We start from the raw sequence: 905 nt of genomic DNA, 5'->3' as shown, positions 1-905 counted from the left end.
GTGATAACTAGATCTGTACACCTAGCTCAGTTAACAGTCTGTGCTATATAAACAACATGGCAGTTATGGTCGCGTAAAATAAGTATCGTGCTGATGAGTTGCTCACTCTATGATGCGAAATATTTGTCATATAAATCAAAATATAAAAAACTCAATCTCTTGCTCACTAAATTCCCTAAAGTAATCTTCCGCTCTAAGCAGAATAGCTTTACATAAGTAACAGCTCTTATGCTCTGTTTCACTTGATCTATGCCATTCTTCGATTCTTTCCTTGCTTACTGCGGTATAGGAGCCACAAAATGAACGAATCCCTCTGGGATGAATAGGTTGCCAATCGTTGTACCAGAACGATGAAAAACCAACTTGAGATCCATCGACAAAGTAACTAAACAAACCATCGGAAGATGAACCGATAATTTTTTTACCATCAATGGTACATTTGGGAATGTAGAACCCTCGTGATTCGAGATCGGAGTGCCAGTGTCCATACCTCATAAATGGATACGAAGTGCCAGCCATTGTAGGAGCTTCAGGCATCTGAGTATCACTAAAGTCATAAGACAGCTCCTTATCTAAAAGATTACCAATGGCCAAACAACCGGAACGCTCTTTTACCTGCATATCAGGCGTAAGATTAATTTCAGTGCTCACCTTTACAACAGTCAGATCAATCCAGTTATTGCCATCAATTTTTATGGGTAATGAAAATGCTAAAAGGTCATTACTGTCATCTGTCTGTGTAAAGTTGGATAATCCTTCTTTAACATAGTTGATTAAATTAGCTTCATTTGGGGAATTATGACTATTCCAAACCGGTAGCCATTTAGGTTTTTGAGGGCGAAGATCCATATACGCAGGCTCGATAGGTAGTGCAGGTATGGATAAATGAATCGCTCCCAGTTCCC

General features: G+C 39.2%; 1 protein-coding gene. It reads right to left on the bottom strand.

Going from position 1 to position 905, the window contains the following annotated elements; all coding sequences use genetic code 11:
- Nucleotides 1-135: 135 nt before the first annotated feature.
- Nucleotides 136-905, bottom strand: a 770-nt coding sequence (locus BN1120_RS21450; protein ID WP_162183351.1) for a hypothetical protein, incomplete at its 5' end; no start/stop codon positions are given.

Source organism: Aeromonas caviae (assembly GCF_000819785.1).
Classification (GTDB): domain Bacteria; phylum Pseudomonadota; class Gammaproteobacteria; order Enterobacterales; family Aeromonadaceae; genus Aeromonas; species Aeromonas caviae.
The sequence above is the reverse complement of the archived record's forward strand: the minus strand, read 5'-3'. Positions and strand labels throughout refer to the sequence as shown.